This is a genomic window from Vulcanococcus sp., assembly GCF_044369115.1.
Classification (GTDB): Bacteria; Cyanobacteriota; Cyanobacteriia; order PCC-6307; family Cyanobiaceae; genus Vulcanococcus.
Window position 1 is genome coordinate 1 of the sequence record NZ_JBIPMN010000053.1, and the last position, 14,485, is coordinate 14,485.

The following is a 14,485-nucleotide window of genomic DNA, read 5'->3' on the forward strand; positions in this document are numbered from 1 at the left end:
ATTCAGAAGCGGCCATAGAAAAGAACGGCACCCCCGCTTCCCCGGCGATCGCCTTGGCGAGGAGGGTTTTACCCGTGCCCGGAGGACCCACCAACAGCACGCCTTTGGGGATGCGCGCGCCCACGGCGGTGAAGCGCTCCGGCTCCTTCAAGAAGGCCACCACCTCCTGGAGTTCTTCTTTCGCCTCCTGAATCCCAGCGACATCTTCAAAACGCACCGCTACAGCAGCTTCGCTCTGGGCGATGCGCGCCTTGCTGCGGCCAAAACCGATGGCCCGGTTAGCCACCTGGGCGGAGCGACGCAGCAGCAGGGCCAGGCCGCCAAACAGCAGCAACAGCAGCAAGCCATTCGAGACCAGATTGGCGGCGGCCTGGTCCTGGCGCTCATCGCGCACGGTGAGCGGAACCTTCGCCTCTTGCGCCGTGCGCAGCAACAGTTGATCGTTGCTGAACACCGGCACCGTCACCTGTTTGCCATCGGCATATGTGACCTTCACTTGCCGCTGGCCGGGTGAGAGCAACAACTCCTTCACCGTTCCGGCGCGCAGCTGTTGCAGCAGCTGGGTGTAACTGGGCTGCGGTGCTCGTACCAGGCCCAAATTCGCCGGCAGATCAGGGGAAACGCTGCTGCTCACACCGGTCTGAATCTTGGATTTGAGCTTAGCGATTTGACGAAAGGGAAGGCGGCAATGGAAACTCTTGGTTTGGCTGGAATCACGCGGGATGGCTGTTCCCAAGAAGAAAACGTCCAAGGGCAAGCGCAACCAGCGCCACGCCACCTGGAAAGGCAAGGCTGCCATTGCTGCACAAAAGGCCCTGTCGATTGGTAAGGCCGTGCTGAGCGGCCGTGCTCAGGGCTTCGTCTACCCCGTGGCCGAGGACGAGACCGAGCAGGGCTGAGCCCAGCGCTTCAGGGCAGCGGTACCGCTGCCCTCCCACACACACCGCCTGCGGCTGTCCAGCACTCGTACAGCATTGGCACGAGCCAATATCGGGCGCTGGTAGAAATCCGGCGGTAACGATTGCAGCGTTGACTTGACCAGGCTGTCGAGTTCGACTGCGGGCATCCAACCGCCGCCGCGGCGCCGTTGCCGCGCCTCCGCTTGCAGGCGCCAGCGGCGCGGCCATCGCCAATCGCTCGGCCACAGCATCAGCAGCTGATTAAGCTCGTGCCAGAGCGGCTGATAAGCCCCCAGGGCTTGGTTGCAGCGTTGCAGCCAGATCAGCTCAGCTGTGTTGAGATCGAGCTTCCACTCCTGCACAGCGTTGGATGAAAGCTGCAGCTCCGGCAGTGGCCGGCAGCCCAGCATCCAGCCCTCGAGCAGCAGCGCATCGGCAGCTCCACACCAGGGAGCAACGCGATCACCCTGGCCGTCCCGCAGGGTTTTGTCGAAGCGGGGCAGCTCGAGCCGGTGATTGGCACCACTCCGCCAGGGTCGAATCCCCGCCAGCAGCGCTGCGGGATCGTGGCTGCCCGGCGGAACACGGTTCACGCCATAGGGGTTGCCCGCCATCGCCTCCAGCCGCTGCTGCCAGGGCAAATAGGCGTCATCGATGGAGGCCACCGCCAACTGCAGATCGGCGGCCGCAAAGCGCTGCTGCAGGCTGCGGGCCAGGGTGCTCTTGCCTGCACCCACCGGGCCGTTCAAGCCGATCACCGGCCGGCGGCCGCTGCGGCTTTCCTGTTGGCACCAGGCAAGCAGGGCATCCTCCAGGGTCATGAGCCGAGCTTGAAGGCTTCCAGCACCACGGCGTACACCACACCCAGGCGCAAGTTGTCGATGAGGACCCAGCCGAGCCCAGGCCGCTCTCCCACCAACCGGGTGCGTAGCCGCACGACCAACTCCAGCAGCACCACCAGCAACAGCACCACCACCGGCCGCTGCCCCACGCGCTCGAGCCACAGCGCCGTGATGTTCTCGCCGGCATAGAAGCCGAGTAGCAGGGCCAACACCGCCAGACTGCGACGCCGCCAGCTACCCCGGAAGCCGCCCAGCAGCAGCCCCCCCAGCCGGCGCTGCAGGCCATCAAAGCGGGTGCGCTGAAGCGGGAGCGTCATCAGGCCGGCAGCAGCAGCTGCAAATAGGAGAGCGTGACCTGGCCCTGGGGGCAAGTAGGGCCGCGCTGCACGCAGTTCGGTTGTGCTGGATCCCCCAGGTGATCCAGCACGACAGCAGCAGACGCAAAGGCATCCGGAGCCTCATTGGCACTAGAGGCACTGAGGGTCACCACCGTGGTGAGGCCGGCCCCCGTGGCAGCGGCCACGCCATTGCCGGAATCCTCGAGAGCGATCGCGCCCTGGGCAGGCAGATCCAACCGCGCCAACGCCAGGGCATAGGCGGCCGGATCAGGTTTCTTTTGCGGCACATCCTCACCGCACACCCAGAGGCCAAAACAGGCAGCGTGATCCGGCAGCAACCGATCCAACAGGGCCTCAACCGCCCGGCGGCTGCTGGTGGTCACGATCGCCTGGGCCAGACCCGCCTCGCGGGCACTACGGATCAGGCGCTCCACCCCAGTGCGCAAGCGCAGGACCCCCTGTTCCACCAACGCGTTGTAGTGGCGTTGCTTCGCCAGCTGCAGCCGCTCCACCCGCTCGGGATCGGGCACGGCCCCCTCCACCTCGGACAGAAAAGCGCTGATGCGCTCGCGGCCACCGCTGATGCGCAGCAACTGCTGGTAAGCGGCCACATCCCACTGCCAGCAGAGGCCGCATTCCGCAAAGGCGCGGTTGAAGGCAAGGCGGTGCCCCTCCAGCTCCGTTTCAGCGAGGGTGCCATCCACATCCCAGAGCAGTGCGGAAGGCCCGCTCACCATCTCCAGCTCCATCGGGCCTGCAGGCTAAGGAGTGAATCGAACCCCCATCCAAGCCTGTGGACGCTGCGGCAGCGCCCCGCAGAATGGAGCAGGTCCGAACCCTTGGTGTTGCTCCCTCATCCCTCCGAGCAGCGCTGGCAGTTACCGGCTCCAGTTCAGATCAACCCCGAGCTGCAAGCCAACGGCTTGTGTGATCCACTGCTGGCGGTGCTGCAACGCCGCGGCTACAGCGACGGCGCGGCGATCGAATCCTTGCTCAATCCGGCTCCCGCGCCGGACCCACGCCGCCATTTCCCTGATCTGGGCAAGGCGGTGCAGCGGTTACGCCAGGCCTGCAAACAGGGAGAGCGCCTGGCGATCTGCGGCGACTACGACGCCGACGGCATGACCAGCACCGCTCTGCTGGTGGGAGTTCTGCGCCATCTGGGGGCGCAACCACAAGCGGAGATCCCCAGCCGGCTCGATGACGGGTACGGCCTCAACAGCGGCATGGTGGAACGGCTGGCCGCCGACGGAATCCGCCTGCTCGTCACGGTCGACAACGGCGTCGCGGCCCGCGAAGCCCTGCTGCGGGCCCAGCAGCTGCAGATGGACGTGGTGGTCACCGACCACCACACCCTGCCGGATGAGCTCCCGCCCCTGCTGGCCTTGCTGCACCCCGCCTGCACCCCGGAGCACTCGCCTTACAGAGGTTTGGCGGGGGTGGGGCTGGCCTACGTGCTGGCCATAGCGCTGGCCCGCAACTGCCGCTCCGAGCAGGGGCTGGCCATGGCCCGAGACCTCTTCTGCATCGGCACCATCGCCGATATGGCGCCGCTGCAGGGGGTGAACCGGCGCTGGTTGATCGATGGCCTGCCGGCGCTCAAGCGCAGCGGCCTGGCAGGCCTGCAGGCCCTGCAACAAGTGGCCGGCGTAGACGATGCACCGGTGGATGCCGGAGCCGTGGGGTTTCAGATCGCACCCCGCATTAACGCCGTCGGGCGCCTTGGGGACCCACAACTGGTGGTGGATCTGCTCACCACCGCCGATGAAAACGAAGCCCTGGAGCTGGCGCGGCAGTGCGAGCAGCTCAACCGCCAGCGCCGCGACCTCTGCGATGCCATCGAAGCAGAAGCCCGGGCACTGGTGGAGGCCGACGGCGAGCAGCGCAGCCCCTTCCTGCTGCTGGCCCAGAGCCATTGGCATCACGGCGTGATCGGGATCGTGGCAGCGCGGCTGGTAGACGCCTTCGGGCTACCGGTTGCTCTGCTCGCCTCCGAGGGAGATGGCCGACTGCGGGCCTCCGTGCGGGCCCCACGGGGCTTCGCTGTGGATGCAGCGCTGCAGGACTGCAGTGATCTGCTGGAGCGTCACGGCGGGCACCCGGCCGCAGGAGGCTTCACCGTGCGGGCCGAACAGATCACGGCCCTGCATGAACGCTTGAACGCACGTGCTGACACCTGGCTGAAGCAGCAGGGCGGCCTGCGCCTGGTGGAGCCGGAAGCCCTGGTGCAGCTCCATGAACTGACCCCGCAGTTCTGGCAACAACTGCAGCGGCTCGAACCCTTCGGCAGTGGACATCCCGCTCCTCTGTTCTGGAGCAGCCGTTGCCGCATCAGCCAACAGCGGCTGCTCCGCGGCGGCCATCTGCAGCTCACCCTGCGCCAGGGCGATGCCACGATGCGGGCGATCGCCTGGCGTTGGGGCAGCGAGGAGAACCTGCCAGCCGAAGTGGATGTGGCCTTCCAGCTGCGGCTCAACCGCTGGAATGGCACCGAACAACTGCAGCTCGAGCTAGCTGCCCTGCGCGCCAGCTCAGGCGATGGCCTGGTGCTTGAACGCTGCAACCGCCATTACTGGGTGAGCCGCGACGGCGACGTTCTGGTGATCCGCAATGCCGCCGGTGAGGAACTTCGGGGCAAGCCGGATCGGGCAGGTGGTTGCAGCCTCAGCAGCAACCACCCCAGAGGCTCCCATCCCTATGTGCAGGCCCTGTTGCAGGACGCCGCCATGGCGATGGGGCTAGCGGCTTAGGGCTACCACAACAAAAAACCCCAGGATCCGTGAGGAACCTGGGGCATGTCAGTCAGGCAATCAATGGGTGCGGAATGGGTGCGGTTCAGAGCGCGCCGCGGCGGTAGAAGAGAATGAAAATCACGGCCGGGCCGGCAATCGTGATCAGGAAAAGGGCCGCAAAGTTGGCGATCAGATGGAAATCGATTCCCATGGGTGAGCGGCTCTGCAGGCTGAACGTTCGCCCACAAGCCTACGGTCCGCACTCCGGCCAACTGCGTGCTGCTGCAAGCTGCTGTGACGGGTTGTCACAGCTGGGCCGATGAGAGAAACGCTGCAGTGGCGCTGCATCAGCGGATGCGGGTCGTGCTGCAGGCTCGATCCGGGTGAACGCAATGAGGCCCTGGAGGCCCTCAGCCCCGAGCAGCAGCAGCAATACCTCGACATGGTTGGGGCCGATGGCTGGTGCATCCACTACGACACCGGATCCAGCAGTTGTCGCATCTACGACGAGCGCCCCTTCTTTTGCCGGGTTGAAAACCTGGCGGGCCTATTCGGAGTGGCCGCTGAGGAGGCCAACGATTTCGCCATCGCCTGCTGCCGGCAGCAGATCCGCTGCGAACACGGCGGTCGTGGCATGGTGATGAAGCGATTCGAGCAGGCGATCCGTGAGCCGGCTCCCTGAGATCCGCGCCTCCACCAGCCCCGCCGATGGCCGAACCCAGCGACGAGACCAAGCCCGCCAGCAGCCCTGAGCTCAGCACCCCTGAGGCCAGCATCGATGCCGACAAGGCCGGCAGCTTCGGGGCGGTGTTTCTCACCACCTTCACCACGGTGTTCCTGGCGGAACTGGGCGACAAGACTCAGCTGGCCGCGCTGCTGCTCTCCGCTGAATCGGGCCGGCCGGTGCTGGTGTTCGTGGGCGCCTCGTTGGCGCTGATCAGCTCCAGCTTGGTGGGCGTGCTGCTTGGGCGCTGGCTCTCGCGGGTGCTACCGCCTCAACAGCTGGAGCGCTTGGCCGGGATCCTGATGATCGGCCTGGGGCTGTGGCTTGGCCGGCAGGCCGCCATGAGCATGTTTTCCCTCTCCTGATCCCCTTACTGCCGCCCCTGAGGCCTCTCACCATGCAGTTGCCGCTTCTGGCCTCCACCTTCGCCACGGTGTTTCTGGCGGAACTGGGCGACAAAACCCAGCTCGCGATCGTCACGATCAGCGGCACCTCCAGCCGCAGCGGCGCGGTGTTCGCCGGCAGCAGCGCGGCCCTGGTGCTCGCCAGCCTGCTGGGAGCGGGTGCCGGAGGGTCCCTGTCGGCCGTGATTCCCGCCGATGCTTTGCAGCTGGCAGCTTCGGTGGGGTTTCTGGTGATCGGCACCCGGCTGCTGCTCAAGGCGGGCCAGGAGCCCGAGCCGGAAGGTTGACCGCGCTCTAGATTGAGCGGGTTCGTGCAGTTCCGGGGGCGTTGGCCGTCTCCAGAACCAGGCACCCAGACCGTCGGGGCGTCAAGGCCTCCGATGCCCCCTGAAGATGATGAAATTCACGGTCGCCGACCTGATCGACCAGCTCCCAGCTCAGGAGCAACGCAGCCTCAGCGCCCTGGAGAAAGCTCTGGGGCTTGGCAGCAAAGCCGAGCGGGAGCAACTGCGCATCGCCCTCACCGCTCTGGTGCGCGTGGGGGTGCTCGAGGAAACAGAAGCGGGCATCAGCCGCGTTGAGGATGAGGGCCTGATCGAAGCCCGTCTGCGCTGCAGCAGCAAGGGCTTCTGCTTCGCTCTTCGCGACGACGGCGGCGAAGACATCTACATCCGCGACAACCAGCTCAACCACGCCTGGAATGGCGATCGTGTGCTGGTGCGCATCACTCGCGACGGCGGCCGGCGGCGCTCACCGGAAGGTGGCGTGCAGTGCATCCTCGAGCGCAGCACCACGAGCCTTCTGGCCCAGGTGGAGCAACAGAACGAGCGCCTGCTAGCTGTTCCCCTCGATGACCGGCTGCTCGCCACCATCGAGCTACCCGCGAGCGACAGCCAATACCTCAAACCCGCCGATGAAGCGGTGGTGGAGGTGAAGGTGGATCGCTATCCGGTGGGGCAGCTGGCCTCCCAGGGGCATGTGGCCCGCAGCCTGCCGGTGAATGCCGGGCCGGAAGCCGACCTGGATCTGCTGATCACCAAGCACGGCCTGCGCGAGCAGCCCGCCGCCCCCAAGGCCACGCTCAAGAGCCTCGAAGTCAAGGAGAGAGACGACCTCACGGCGCTGCCCACCCTGCTGCTGCAGCCCTGGAGCAGTGCCGAGGCACCGATCCTGCCGGCGGTATCGCTGGACAGCACAGACACCGGGCACAGGCTGTGGGTGCATGCCCCAGCTGTGGCCGAGCGGGTGGGTTTTGCCAGCGTGCTCGATCAACATCTGCGCGAGCAGGCCGAAGCTCTCTGCCTCGGCAGCAGTTGGCTGCCCCTGCTGCCAGCCGCCCTCACCAAAGCCGCAGCGTTCAAGCCAGGCGGCAGTGAAGCGGCGCTCTCAGTGGTGCTGGATCTCAACGCGGAGGGCGGCCTGGAGCATTACCGCTTCTGCCGCAGCACCATTCGGGTGGATGCCGTGGTGGACGCCAAAGCACTGCAGGCTCTGGCCGAACGCAAACCCAAAGCCCGCACCACCCCTGCCGCGCTCAAGGCCCTCAAGGATCAACTGCCGCTGCTGGAGCAATTGATCGAGTTGGCTCAGCTACTGCGGCAGCAGCGCCTGGCCAGCGGCTCGATCGATCTCGATCTGGCCATGCCCGCCATCGACGATCTGGCCGATCTGGCCATTCCCGAACCGGACGAAAGCCGCCAGGGTTGGCTGGTGCAGCTCGATCCCGCCACCGAGCCCTCCGGCTTGCTGCGCGAACTGGTGCTGCCTGCCCATCGCGCCCTCGGCCGCCACCTCGCGGCTCTGGAGCTGCCCGCGATCTTCGCGGTGAACCCTGCCCCCGATGCAGAGGCGCTCAACGATGTGGCCAAAGCGGCCCTGGCCCTGGAGATCCCCCTGGAGCTCTCCGCCGATGGCAACGCCACCGCCCAGGAGCTGGCTCAGGCCTTTGCCGGCAGCGATCGCTGCCGCGTGCTGCAACAGCAACTGCGCGAGCCGCTCAAGCCCGTCACCTTCAGCAGCGAAGCCGGTGCCAATGCCCTGGCCGGCGAAGCGATGGCCCTGGCGCCCTGGTGTTGCCCCGGCCTGCACTACGCCGATCTCTGGAACCAGCACGTGCTCAGCCTGCTGCTGAGCGAAGGCAAAGACCGGCCCTCTGTGCGCCATAAAACGCGGGTGGACATCGCCGGTGACAGCAGCCACGGCCTGATCGATTGGCCGCTGATGCCCCCCAGCCAGATCCAACCCCTCGAGGAGGGCCGCACCCCAGCACTGCTGCATCGCCTCAACGGCCGCTGCCGCTTTGCCGCAGACCTGCAAGCCGATGCCCTGGCAATGGCCCAGGCGCGCCAGGCCGAACCGCTGGTGGGTCAAACCCTCACCGGTGTGATCAGCGGCGTGCAGAGCTACGGCTTCTTCGTGGAGGTGCCCCCCTCCCAGGTGGAGGGCTTGGTGCACGTGAGCTCCCTCAAGGACGACTGGTACGAGTACCGCTCACGCCAGAACCGGCTGGTGGGCCGCAAGAACCGCCGCACCTACATGCTCGGTGATGCCGTGGAAGTGACCATCCAGAAGGTGGATGTGCTGCGCCACCAGATCGATCTAGCCGTGGTGTTGCCGGAGGGTTACGAGGAATACGTGCCCGACGGCGACAACGACACCCACCACGACCACGAGTCCAGCGGCGACGCGGGCGAGGAGTGATCGATTGAGCGACGCTCAAGCTCGTGATCCCATCGTTCTGGCGGTGTCCGGTGCCAGCGCCCAGCCCCTGGCTGAGCGGGCCCTGCAGCTACTGCTGCAGGCTGAGGAACGGCTTGAACTGGTGGTGAGCCGCGGGGCGATCGGCGTTTGGCAGGCAGAACTGGGCGTACGCGTGCCCAGCGAACCCGAAGCCCAGGAGCAGTTCTGGCGGGAACGCACCGGCTGCCGCACCGGATCCCTGCGTTGCCACCGCTGGAACGATCAGGCTACCGGCATCGCCAGCGGCAGCTACCGCACCCGCGGGATGGTGATCCTGCCCTGTTCCATGGGAGCCGTGGGGCGCATTGCCTCTGGCGTGGCCACCGATCTGCTGGAGCGCTGCGCCGATGTGCACCTCAAAGAAGGCCGACCGTTGGTGATCTGCCCGCGGGAGACACCCTGGAACCTGGTGCATCTGCGCAACCTCACCGCCTTGGCGGAAGCCGGAGCCCGGATTGCTCCGCCGGTGCCCGCCTGGTACCACCAGCCCAAGAGCATCGAAGAAATGGTGGACTTTCTGGTGATCAGGGTGTTCGATTGCCTCGGCTATGACCTGGGCAATCTGCAGCGCTGGAGCGGCCCGATTCAGCCCTGAGCCCCCGCCCTTCTGAATCGTGCTGCAACGCATCCTGCTGCTCCCGCTGCTCTCCCCCCTGCTGGCGGTGCTGCTGGTGGCGGCGATCAATCCCAACCCAGCGGTGAGCGTGCGCCTGCTCACCTGGAGCTCCCCCACTTGGCCCCTGGGAGGTTGGCTGGCTGCCGCGAGCGGCCTTGGCGCAGCGATGAGCGCGGGCGGTACAGCGCTGGCCCTGCAGGGGCAGGCCGCTGCCACACCAGCGCGCCGCCAGGTGCGGCGACGCAGTGAATCACCGGGCAGCCAGGAACGCGGGCAACGCGACCTGGGTGACAACTGGGACGAGCCGCCAGCCGCCGCCCCGCGGCCTGCGGCCACCTGGGCCGGTCCGCCTCGCAGTGCCGGCGAGCCTGCACCCACCGTGTCGGTGCCTTTTCGCGTGATCCGCAAGGGATCTGCCCCCGCCAGAACCCCTGCAGCAGCGGCACAGCCAGCCGCCAGCAGTGAAGCCAACGACTGGAACACACCACTCAGCGAGGACTGGTGATCCCTAAAGTTCGCCTGCGTCTTCCCCGAGGCCAGCGACGGTGACCGATTCCGCCCAGCCCGCCCAGAGCAAGCCGGCTGAAGCAGCTCCTGCCAAGCCGGCCAAACCACCTGCGCCGGAAGACAAGCCCTTCGCCGACTTCGTTCCCAACCTTTTGATCCCGGCTATCGCCAAGGAGATCAAGGCCTATGGGGGCCCCAGCTGTGAGCTGCGCTTTGAGCAGGGTGCAATGCCCGTGGTGGGCAGCCCGTGCTGGATGGTGATCGGTGAACTGCCCCAGGCACGTCGCTTCTGGCTGTGCTTCACCAGCGATGCGATCAGCTCCGCCAAAACCATCGCCGTGGCTGAAGCCGGCGCCGAGCCGAGCCTGCTGGAGTCGTTCCTGATCGATGAGAAGAAGATGAGCCTCGCGCTGCTGGTGTCACGCCTGGTGCAGCGGCTCAACGGCCAGAAGTGGCTGGGAGCCAACTAGGTAGATCAGGCCAGCGCCAGGGCTGCGCCCTCAGTTCCAGCTGGTGAAGCTGAGCCTCGGCGCAGCCTCGGGTCCACCTACGATGGACGTCTTGTCCACGCTGCATCCCGATGGTGCCTCCCGCCGTTGCCACGCCCGATACCGCAACAGCCATCGGCACACCCGACGCGCCGGCCATCAAGGACCCGGTGAAGGACACGATCCTCACCCCGCGCTTCTACACCACGGATTTCGAGGCCATGGCGGCCATGGACCTCAGCCCGAACGAGGCTGAGCTCGAAGCCATCTGCGAAGAGTTCCGCAAGGACTACAACCGCCATCACTTCGTTCGCAACGAAGAATTTGAAGGCGCGGCCGACAAGCTCGATCCCGAGACCCGCCGCGTGTTCGTGGAGTTCCTCGAGCAGAGCTGCACCTCCGAATTCTCCGGCTTCCTGCTCTACAAAGAGCTGAGCCGCCGCATCAAAGAGAAGAACCCGCTGCTGGCTGAGTGCTTCGCCCACATGGCCCGCGATGAGGCCCGCCACGCTGGCTTCCTCAACAAGGCGATGAGTGATTTTGGCCTGCAGCTGGATCTAGGCTTCCTCACCGCCAGCAAGGCCTATACATACTTCAAGCCGGAATACATCTTCTACGCCACCTACCTAAGTGAGAAGATTGGTTATTGGCGCTATATCGCCATCTTCCGCCACCTCGAGAAAAACCCCGACAGCAAGATCTTCCCGATCTTCAACTTCTTCGAGAACTGGTGCCAAGACGAGAACCGCCACGGCGATTTCTTCGATGCCCTGATGAAGGCTCAGCCCAAGAGCGTGACCGGCCTCAAGGCACGCCTGTGGTGCCGTTTCTTCCTGCTCGCCGTGTTCGCCACCATGTATGTGCGTGACGTGGCCCGCAAAGAGTTCTACGAAGCGCTGGGTCTCGATGCCCGCGAATACGACAAGTATGTGATCGCCAAGACTAATGAGACCTCCGCCCGGGTCTTCCCGGTGGTGCTCAATGTGGATCACCCAAAGTTCTACGAGCGCCTCGAGCAGCTGGTGCGCAACAACGCCCAGCTGGCTGCCGCCGACGAGAGCAACGCCATTGCCCCGCTGAAGCTTCTGCGCAAACTGCCGTACTGGGTTGCCAACGCTGCCCAGATGGCCAAGCTCTTCCTGATGAGCCCGATCCGCAGCGAGCAGTTCCAACCCGCCGTGCGCTGATCACCGCCACAGCACCTGTGCGCTAGAGGCCCCAGCCCCTGCGGCTGGGGCCTTTTTGCTAGGAAATCAACAGCTTTAAGCCCGGCAGGGCTCCACCCTCACCACCAGCGAGCGCGTGATCGCCACAGCACCACCAACCACTGGCATCCTCGACAGCCACTGGAGCCCAGCCCTCGAGGATCTCCTGGCCTGCGGCCGCTCCGCCGGTGCCGATCTGGTGGAGGTGTTTCTCGAGCGCACCGATCACCTGGGCGTGCTGGCGGAGCAAGACACGATCACCAGCGTGACCCCAGCCTTCGGCATGGGAGCGGGGATCCGGGTGTTCCTGGGCAAACGCGACGGGTTTGTCAGCACCAACGATCTCAGCCCCGCCGGCTTACGCCGCGCCCTCGAACAGGCCCTGGGGATGCTCGGTCTGGCCCCTGGTAGCAGCGGCCGCAGCGGCTTTGAAGGGCTGCCCGGCCTGCGCGATTTCGCGGCTGACAAGGGCGACTGGCTGCGGTGCTGCCCCGAGATCAAGGAAGCCACCGCACGTCTGCTGGAGGGCACCGATCAGCTGCAACGCCAGGGCAGCCACCTGCAGGCCCGCCGGGGCAGCTACGCCCGCGACTGGCAGGAAGTGCTGGTGGCAGCCAGCGACGGCACCTTCGGCCGCGACATCCGCCTGCATCAATCGGTGGGGCTGAACGTGCTCGCCGCCGATGGTGAACACCGGGCCGGCGTGGGACGCCGCTACGGCACCTCTGATCAACCCGATGATCTGCGCCGCTGGGATGCCACAACCTCCGCCGCTGAGGTGTGCGCCAGCGCCGGCACCATGCTTTACGCCGACTACGTGGAAGCCGGGCAAATGCCGGCCGTGCTGGCTAACCGCTTCGGCGGCGTGATCTTCCACGAGGCCTGCGGCCACCTGCTGGAAACCACCCAGGTGGAACGCGGCACCACGCCGTTCGCCGAGCGCGTGGGCGAAACCATCGCTCATCCGGCGGTCACCGCCATTGATGAAGGCCTCACCGGGGGCGCCTTCGGCTCCCTCTCCATGGACGATGAAGGCATGGAAGCGCAGCGCACCGTGCTGATCGAGAACGGGGTGCTGCAACGTTTCATCAGCGATCGGGCCGGTGAACTGCGCACGGGCCATGCCCGCACCGGCAGCGGCCGGCGCCAGAGCCACACCTTCGCAGCCGCCAGCCGCATGCGCAACACCTATATCGATGCCGGGCCGCATACCCCCGAAGAGCTGATCGCCTCTGTGGACAAAGGGCTCTACTGCAAGTCGATGGGCGGGGGCAGCGTCGGCCCCACGGGCCAATTCAACTTCGCGGTGGAGGAGGGCTACTTGATCGAAAACGGCCAGCTCACCAAACCCGTGAAGGGAGCGACCCTGATCGGTGAAGCCAAGGAGGTGATGCCGCGCATCTCCATGTGCGCCAACGATCTCGAGCTGGCCGCCGGATTCTGCGGCTCGGTAAGCGGCAGCATCTTCGTCACCGTGGGGCAACCCCACATCAAGGTGGATTCGATCACCGTGGGGGGCCGCTGAGCATGAGCAACACCAACAGAACTGGAGCCGCCACTGGCCTGAGCGCCGAACAACTGCGCAACAGCCTCGCCAGCATCGCGGCCGCCAACGGCATCCGCCGCTGGGACTTAGGCGCCGCCTGCTCCACCGACATCTCCGTGCAGGTGGATCGCGGCGAACCTAAGCAGATGAAGGGTGCCCAGCGCAGCTCTATCACCGTGCGCGTCTGGAACGACGCCGGGCTGGTGGGCGTGACCAGCACCTCCGATCTCAGTGAAGCCGGCCTGGAGCGGGCCCTCACCGGCGCCAAGGAGGCCAGCGCCTTCGGCAACGCTGACGACATCCCCGCCTTCTCGCCCCTGGCCACCGCCCCACTGGCCCCACTGGATCAACCGATTCATACGCCTCAGGGCATCCTGCGGCTGCTCGACACGCTCAAGGGGGCCGAGCAAGAGCTGCTGACGCGCCACGATGCCATCGCGACCGTTCCCTACAACGGCCTGGCGGAGCGCAGCAGCGAGCGGATCTATCTCAACAGCGATGGCGCCTGCCGCCAGCAGCAGCTGAGCACCGCCAGCCTCTACCTGTACGCGCGCGCTGAAGAAGCTGGCCGCAAACCCCGCAGTGCCGGTGCCGTGCGCCTGGCCTATGGCGCCGGCGACCTCGACGTGGCTGGCTGCATCAACGAAGCAGCCGAGCGCACGATCAGCCACCTCAACTACGCACCGATCGCCACCGGGCACTACACCTGCGTGTTCAGCCCCGAGGCGTTCCTCGATCTAATCGGGGCCTTCAGCGGGTTGTTCAATGCCCGCGCCGTGCTCGATGGGGTGAGCTTAAGCAACCGCGAGTCGATCGGTGAAACCCTGGCGGTTCCCTTCCTCGACATCCATGACAACGGTCTGCACCCCGGAAACATCGGGGCCTCGGCGTTTGATGGCGAGGGCACGCCCACCCAACGCCTGGCCCTGCTGGAAGGAGGTGTGCTGCGCAACTTCCTCCACTCCGAGGCCACGGCCCGCGCCTTCGGCGTCAAACCCACGGGCCATGCCGGCATGGGCGCCAAGGTGTCGGTAGGACCCGACTGGTTTGAAGTGAGCGCCACCCCCGGCAGCGGCAGCGGCCAGTCGGGCCTGGATCGCTTCAAGGCCGGCGAGCCGATCGTGTGGATCGATTCACTGTCTGCTCTGCATGCCGGCGTGAAGGCCAGCCAGGGCTCGTTCTCCCTGCCGTTTGATGGTTGGTTGATCCAGGGCGGTGAACCCCGCTCAATCGAGGCCGCCACCGTGGCCGGTGACATCCGCCAGGTGCTCAAAGCGATCGTGGGCTTTGAGGGCGAAGCGAAGATCACCCCAGACGGGCTCTGCCCGATGGTGTGGGTGGAGGGTCTCTCGATCACCGGCGAGGCCTGAGGTCGGCGTGAAGGTTCTGTTCTGGGGCACCCCGGCCTACGCCGTGGCCAGCCTCGATGCCCTTGTGGCGGCTGG

The 14,485-nt window shown here is 66.2% G+C and carries 17 protein-coding genes; 12 read left to right on the top strand and 5 right to left on the bottom strand.

Annotation, left to right across the window (positions count from 1 at the left end; translation table 11 throughout):
- Positions 1–634: AAA family ATPase (locus tag ACIQ2E_RS05680; protein ID WP_398327423.1), on the bottom strand; the 634-nt coding region annotated here is incomplete at its 3' end.
- Between the two features lie 88 nt (positions 635–722).
- Between ACIQ2E_RS05680 and rpmF the strand changes: the two genes are divergently transcribed.
- Entirely contained in the window at positions 723–899 is a 177-nt protein-coding gene (rpmF, locus tag ACIQ2E_RS05685) for a 50S ribosomal protein L32 (RefSeq protein ID WP_010309295.1), read from the top strand.
- Here rpmF and ACIQ2E_RS05690 read toward each other — a convergent pair.
- Genes ACIQ2E_RS05690 through ACIQ2E_RS05700 form a run of 3 tightly spaced genes read right to left on the bottom strand, consistent with a single transcriptional unit; the run spans position 863 to position 2,816 of the window.
- Positions 863–1,720 (bottom strand): hypothetical protein, encoded by an 858-nt coding sequence (locus tag ACIQ2E_RS05690; protein WP_398327426.1) that lies wholly within the window; start codon positions 1,718–1,720, stop codon positions 863–865. The genes rpmF and ACIQ2E_RS05690 overlap by 37 nt on opposite strands.
- Entirely contained in the window at positions 1,717–2,058 is a 342-nt protein-coding gene (locus tag ACIQ2E_RS05695; protein WP_398327428.1) for a DUF565 domain-containing protein, read from the bottom strand. Before ACIQ2E_RS05695 ends, ACIQ2E_RS05690 begins: the two co-directional genes overlap by 4 nt.
- Positions 2,058–2,816 (bottom strand): HAD-IA family hydrolase, encoded by a 759-nt coding sequence (locus ACIQ2E_RS05700; RefSeq protein ID WP_398327431.1) that lies wholly within the window; start codon positions 2,814–2,816, stop codon positions 2,058–2,060. The genes ACIQ2E_RS05695 and ACIQ2E_RS05700 overlap by 1 nt, the downstream gene beginning before the upstream one ends.
- A gap of 108 nt (positions 2,817–2,924) precedes the next feature.
- Here ACIQ2E_RS05700 and recJ point away from each other — a divergent pair, with 108 nt between their 5' ends.
- On the top strand, positions 2,925–4,829 hold the full coding sequence (gene recJ / locus ACIQ2E_RS05705) for a single-stranded-DNA-specific exonuclease RecJ (RefSeq protein ID WP_398327434.1): 1,905 nt from the start codon (positions 2,925–2,927) through the stop codon (positions 4,827–4,829).
- 85 nt (positions 4,830–4,914) lie between these two features.
- On the opposite strand, the gene psb30 is transcribed toward recJ, so the two are convergent.
- Positions 4,915–5,022 (bottom strand): photosystem II reaction center protein Ycf12/Psb30, encoded by a 108-nt coding sequence (gene psb30 / locus ACIQ2E_RS05710; protein WP_094589557.1) that lies wholly within the window; start codon positions 5,020–5,022, stop codon positions 4,915–4,917.
- 108 nt (positions 5,023–5,130) lie between these two features.
- On the opposite strand from psb30, the gene ACIQ2E_RS05715 reads away from it, so the two are divergent.
- The 10 genes from ACIQ2E_RS05715 to ACIQ2E_RS05760 all read left to right on the top strand — a co-directional run bounded on the left by ACIQ2E_RS05715 (position 5,131) and on the right by ACIQ2E_RS05760 (position 14,410).
- Positions 5,131–5,493 (top strand): YkgJ family cysteine cluster protein, encoded by a 363-nt coding sequence (locus tag ACIQ2E_RS05715; RefSeq protein WP_398327438.1) that lies wholly within the window; start codon positions 5,131–5,133, stop codon positions 5,491–5,493.
- Between the two features lie 26 nt (positions 5,494–5,519).
- Positions 5,520–5,900 carry a TMEM165/GDT1 family protein gene (locus ACIQ2E_RS05720; RefSeq protein WP_398327441.1) on the top strand — a complete coding sequence of 127 codons (381 nt, stop codon included), beginning with the start codon at positions 5,520–5,522 and terminating at the stop codon, positions 5,898–5,900.
- A gap of 32 nt (positions 5,901–5,932) precedes the next feature.
- Complete coding sequence (locus ACIQ2E_RS05725) at positions 5,933–6,226, top strand: TMEM165/GDT1 family protein (RefSeq protein ID WP_398327443.1); 294 nt, start codon at positions 5,933–5,935, stop codon at positions 6,224–6,226.
- Between the two features lie 109 nt (positions 6,227–6,335).
- Positions 6,336–8,639 carry an RNB domain-containing ribonuclease gene (locus ACIQ2E_RS05730; protein ID WP_398327446.1) on the top strand — a complete coding sequence of 768 codons (2,304 nt, stop codon included), beginning with the start codon at positions 6,336–6,338 and terminating at the stop codon, positions 8,637–8,639.
- A gap of 4 nt (positions 8,640–8,643) precedes the next feature.
- The gene (locus tag ACIQ2E_RS05735) at positions 8,644–9,273 is read left to right on the top strand and encodes a flavin prenyltransferase UbiX (protein WP_398327449.1); all 630 of its coding nucleotides are present in this window, start codon (positions 8,644–8,646) and stop codon (positions 9,271–9,273) included.
- A 19-nt stretch (positions 9,274–9,292) separates the two neighbouring features.
- Complete coding sequence (locus ACIQ2E_RS05740) at positions 9,293–9,799, top strand: hypothetical protein (protein WP_398327452.1); 507 nt, start codon at positions 9,293–9,295, stop codon at positions 9,797–9,799.
- Between the two features lie 40 nt (positions 9,800–9,839).
- Positions 9,840–10,271 (top strand): DUF2996 domain-containing protein, encoded by a 432-nt coding sequence (locus ACIQ2E_RS05745; RefSeq protein WP_398327455.1) that lies wholly within the window; start codon positions 9,840–9,842, stop codon positions 10,269–10,271.
- A gap of 110 nt (positions 10,272–10,381) precedes the next feature.
- The gene (gene acsF / locus ACIQ2E_RS05750) at positions 10,382–11,476 is read left to right on the top strand and encodes a magnesium-protoporphyrin IX monomethyl ester (oxidative) cyclase (RefSeq protein ID WP_398327458.1); all 1,095 of its coding nucleotides are present in this window, start codon (positions 10,382–10,384) and stop codon (positions 11,474–11,476) included.
- Between the two features lie 115 nt (positions 11,477–11,591).
- Positions 11,592–13,019, top strand: coding sequence for a TldD/PmbA family protein (locus ACIQ2E_RS05755; RefSeq protein WP_398327461.1), 1,428 nt, complete (start codon positions 11,592–11,594; stop codon positions 13,017–13,019).
- 2 nt (positions 13,020–13,021) lie between these two features.
- Positions 13,022–14,410: a TldD/PmbA family protein gene (locus ACIQ2E_RS05760; protein ID WP_398327464.1), complete on the top strand. Its 1,389-nt coding sequence runs from the start codon at positions 13,022–13,024 to the stop codon at positions 14,408–14,410.
- Positions 14,411–14,485: the final 75 nt, after the last annotated feature.

Coding starts and splice junctions, on each gene's coding strand:
- ACIQ2E_RS05715 (WP_398327438.1), top strand. CDS start 5,131: ATGAGAGAAACGCTGCAGTGGCGCTGCATCAGCGGATGCGGGTCGTGC.
- ACIQ2E_RS05695 (WP_398327428.1), bottom strand. CDS start 2,058: ATGACGCTCCCGCTTCAGCGCACCCGCTTTGATGGCCTGCAGCGCCGG.
- ACIQ2E_RS05725 (WP_398327443.1), top strand. CDS start 5,933: ATGCAGTTGCCGCTTCTGGCCTCCACCTTCGCCACGGTGTTTCTGGCG.
- ACIQ2E_RS05730 (WP_398327446.1), top strand. CDS start 6,336: ATGAAATTCACGGTCGCCGACCTGATCGACCAGCTCCCAGCTCAGGAG.
- rpmF (WP_010309295.1), top strand. CDS start 723: ATGGCTGTTCCCAAGAAGAAAACGTCCAAGGGCAAGCGCAACCAGCGC.
- ACIQ2E_RS05760 (WP_398327464.1), top strand. CDS start 13,022: ATGAGCAACACCAACAGAACTGGAGCCGCCACTGGCCTGAGCGCCGAA.
- acsF (WP_398327458.1), top strand. CDS start 10,382: ATGGTGCCTCCCGCCGTTGCCACGCCCGATACCGCAACAGCCATCGGC.
- ACIQ2E_RS05690 (WP_398327426.1), bottom strand. CDS start 1,720: ATGACCCTGGAGGATGCCCTGCTTGCCTGGTGCCAACAGGAAAGCCGC.
- ACIQ2E_RS05720 (WP_398327441.1), top strand. CDS start 5,520: ATGGCCGAACCCAGCGACGAGACCAAGCCCGCCAGCAGCCCTGAGCTC.
- psb30 (WP_094589557.1), bottom strand. CDS start 5,022: ATGGGAATCGATTTCCATCTGATCGCCAACTTTGCGGCCCTTTTCCTG.
- ACIQ2E_RS05700 (WP_398327431.1), bottom strand. CDS start 2,816: ATGGTGAGCGGGCCTTCCGCACTGCTCTGGGATGTGGATGGCACCCTC.